The sequence below is a fragment of the Hydrocoleum sp. CS-953 genome, assembly GCF_002260545.1.
Lineage (GTDB): Bacteria > Cyanobacteriota > Cyanobacteriia > Cyanobacteriales > Microcoleaceae > Trichodesmium.
Window position 1 is genome coordinate 1 of the sequence record NZ_LGSU01000642.1, and the last position, 4,035, is coordinate 4,035.

The 4,035-nt window shown below is 40.0% G+C and carries 2 protein-coding genes; both read left to right on the plus strand.

The genetic code is table 11. The annotated features are described in order from the left end of the window. Nucleotides 1-752 precede the first annotated feature (752 nt). A partial coding sequence (gene pheT / locus AFK68_RS07245) for a phenylalanine--tRNA ligase subunit beta (protein ID WP_143437656.1) occupies nucleotides 753-2,596 on the plus strand: 1,844 nt, incomplete at its 3' end. Nucleotides 2,597-2,635: 39 nt separating this feature from the next. Further along, nucleotides 2,636-3,415, plus strand: coding sequence for a hypothetical protein (locus AFK68_RS07250; protein WP_371357271.1), 780 nt, complete (start codon nucleotides 2,636-2,638; stop codon nucleotides 3,413-3,415). Nucleotides 3,416-4,035 lie beyond the last annotated feature (620 nt).

Consider the following 4,035-nt stretch of genomic DNA (forward strand, 5'->3'; position numbering starts at 1 on the left):
GATTATAATAACAAGAAAAGACATTTTTATCATGGTAGAAAACTATAACTATTAAGATTAATAAATTAGCACTCCGGAGAAATATTTAGCTACTCAGAAGCATTTTGGAATTTTCAGCTTGAGTGTAATAAATTGAGGAGAAAGAGTTTGTAACAGTAAGTTTGGATAAATTCAATGAAAGCTTATGTGTCACGAAAACAGATGGCACAATTTGGATAAATATTTGTGACAAATCCCTTTTCCTATTCCTAGTTAAGCCCATCCCTATAAATACAGAGGGTTTAACATTTTTTGATATAATTACTATCATCTACATATCTAAACCAATTATATAGCACTATGCAAATAGTTTAGGACATTTATAAACCCTCGAACTTAGTCCGGGATTACTTCTGACTTCAAAAAAAAAGCATGACTTCTGACTTCGGGATTACGACTTCTGACTTCATTAAAACCCCAACCACCAGAGAGATAAAATGTTACTTGAGGTCATAAATATGGCCTTAGAGCAAGATATTTGCTCTACTAGCGCGTCTAGCTTTAATAATGTGGGTAAGTTTCAGCAGAATGAAGACCTCTCCCCCGACCCCTCTCCTTGCACGAGAGGGGAGAATATCTCCCCCCTTCCCTCCTCCCCCCCTTTGACGCGGGGGTTAAGGGGGGATAGGAAGGGAGTTGGGGGATTAGGTTTTACCAACAATTTTAGTCTAGACACGCTACTACTATGCCTAAAGATTGGGAATTATTAAAGAATGCGTATTTCTCTGAACTGGTTGCGGGAACTGGTAGACATTAACATTACTCCAGAAGAATTAGCCGAAACTCTGACAATGGCAGGCTTTGAGGTGGAAGAAATAGAAGACCGAAGCACTTGGTCAGCAGGAGTAGTATTAGGAAAAATACTTGAAGCTAACAAGCACCCTAATGCTGATAAACTTCAAGTTTGCCAAGTGGACATTGGTAAGCCAGACCCATTAAATATTGTTTGTGGAGCTTCTAACGCTAAAGCAGATATTTATGTCGCAGTAGCTACCGTTGGTGCTTATTTGGCTGCCATTGACTTAAAGATTAAAAAGAGTAAACTCCGGGGAGTCCCCTCCGAAGGAATGATTTGTTCTTTGTCAGAACTGGGCCTCACAAAAGATTCTGAAGGTATTCATATATTTGACCTAGAAAAGCCCAAGTTAGGTAGTGATGTAGGGCCTTTACTCGGTCTAGATGATGTAATTTTAGACTTGACAACAACGGCAAATCGTGCTGATGCCCTGAGTATGATTGGTGTAGCCCGCGAAGTTGCTGCTCTGACCGGAGCATCCCTCAGAATACCAGATGTTTCTGAAGTTATTATCCCAAAGCAAGACAGCAATAGTAGTCTCAAAATAGATATCTCAGAATCGGAAGCTTGCCCCATTTATATTGGTACTGTCATTGAAGGAGTAAAAATTGGTCCTTCACCAGAATGGTTAAAACAGCGATTAGAAGCTACAGGTATAAGAGCTATCAATAATGTCGTAGATATCACCAACTATATTCTGTTGGAGTGGGGCCAACCACTGCATGGTTTTGACAAAGATAAAATTCAAGCCCTGACGGATGAAAAATTATTGACAATTGGAGTTCGTTATGCAAAACCTGATGAATCTCTCGTTACCTTGGACAGTCAAAAGCGCACTCTGGAAGCTGAAACTTTATTAATTACGGCGAATGACCAACCAGTAGCTTTAGCAGGAGTAATGGGTGGAGAAGAAACTGAAGTTGATGACAATACGACAAATCTATTCTTAGAAGCAGCAATTTTTGCTCCTATTGCTATTCGTCGTTCAGCTCGAACTCAAGGTTTACGGACAGAAGCTTCTACTAGATTTGAACGGGGGGTTAATCAAGCAGAATTAGCATTAGCTTGTCGTCGCGCTATTCATTTAATTACTGATTTAGCTGGAGGAAAGGTTACTCATCAAGAAACTTTTACTACTAAAGCAGATAGTATCACAGCAAGTCGCGAATTATCCCTGCGTCTAGATCGCATTAACGAAATTTTAGGACCACTGAAGCGTGGGGAAGATAATTTGAATGAGTCTTTTCTGCAACCAGAGGAAGTTGAAGGTATTCTCAAATCTTTAGGATGTGACTTGAGTAAAACCGAAACTAAAGAAGCAGTGGTTTGGAATGTGACGGTACCTCCCTATCGTTATCGAGACTTAGAACGAGAAATAGATTTGATAGAAGAAGTTGCGCGTTTGTACGGATACGATAATTTCTGTGAAACTCTACCAAGCAAAAGTGCAGCAGGTTATTTGCCACCGGAACAGTTGGCGCTCCGTAGTCTTCGGGTAGCTTTCCGAGGTGCAGGGTTAACAGAATTGATGCAATATTCTTTGGTAAAACAAGGTGGGGAAAATCAAATAGCGATCGCTAATCCTCTATTTGTGGAATATTCTGCTCTCCGTACAGAACTTTTAACCGGACTTATTGATGCTTTTCAATATAACCTGGAACAAGGAAATGGAGTATTAAACGGGTTTGAGATAGGTCGTATTTTCTGGAAAGACTCAGAAAAATTTCAAGAAGCAGAAGCGATCGCCGGAATTATTAGTAANGTGGGGAAAATCAAATAGCGATCGCTAATCCTCTATTTGTGGAATATTCTGCTCTCCGTACAGAACTTTTAACCGGACTTATTGATGCTTTTCAATATAACCTGGAACAAGGAAATGGAGTATTAAACGGGTTTGAGATAGGTCGTATTTTCTGGAAAGACTCAGAAAAATTTCAAGAAGCAGAAGCGATCGCCGGAATTATTAGTAATGGTGCTAAAAGTTGGACGCGGGGTGGTAAGGAACAACCTTTGAGTTGGTTTGAAGCTAAAGGAATTTTAGAACAAGTTTTTGAACGACTCTATTTGAAAGTGGAGTACAAAGCAAACTCCGAAAATTCTCTGCTGCATCCAGGTCGCACAGCATCATTATGGTTACAAGGTAAATATCTTGGTATTTTTGGGCAGCTACATCCTCAACTGCGACAAGAGCGAGAGTTGCCAGATGAGGTTTATGTTTTTCAACTTGACTTGACAGTGTTGGTGTCAGTAATGACTCAAGGAAATATTGTCAGACGCAAGTTTAGTGGTTATTCTACATTCCCTCCTGCTGACCGAGATATTGCTTTCTTTGTACCAGTTGAGGTATCAGTGGATGAGATTAAACAGGTAATTTCTCAAGCTGCTGGGAAGTTATTGGAGTCTATAGAATTATTTGATGAATATCGGGGTGAAAATGTACCCGATGGTGAAAGAAGTTTAGCTTTTCGGTTAGTTTATCGAGTGAGCGATCGAACTCTTACTGATGCGGATGTCGATCCGGTGCAGCAAAAAGTTAGAGATGCTTTGGTTGATAAACTGAAGGTAAATCTCAGAAGTTGATATTAGGGAATAGGGAATAGGGAATAGGGAATAGGGAGTAGGGAGTAGGGGAAAATGGCTATGATTTTTCAACTGTAGAAACCGGGTTTGTATTAGATATCTTACCATACTGACACCTGTTTCCAACAAACCCGGTTTCTTAGAACATCAGAGCAATTATTTCATAGCTCTTCTAGAAACCGGGTTTGTATTAGATATCTTAGCATTAGGGAATAGGGAGTAGGGAGTAGGGAGTAGGGGAAAANATTATTTCATAGCTCTTCTAGAAACCGGGTTTGTATTAGATATCTTAGCATTAGGGAATAGGGAGTAGGGAGTAGGGAGTAGGGGAAAATAGCTATGATTTTTCAACTGTAGAAACCGGGTTTGTATTAGATATCTTACTTACCATACTGACACCTGTTTCCAACAAACCCGGTTTCTTAGAACACCAGAGCGATTATTTCATAGCTCTTCTAGAAGCCGGGTTTGTATTAGATATCTTACCATACTGACACCTGTTTCCAACAAACCCGGTTTCTTAGAACACCAGAGCGATTATTTCATAGCTCTTCTAGAAACCGGGTTTGTATTAGATATCTTAGCATTAGGGAATAGGGAGTAGGGAGTAGGGAGTAGGG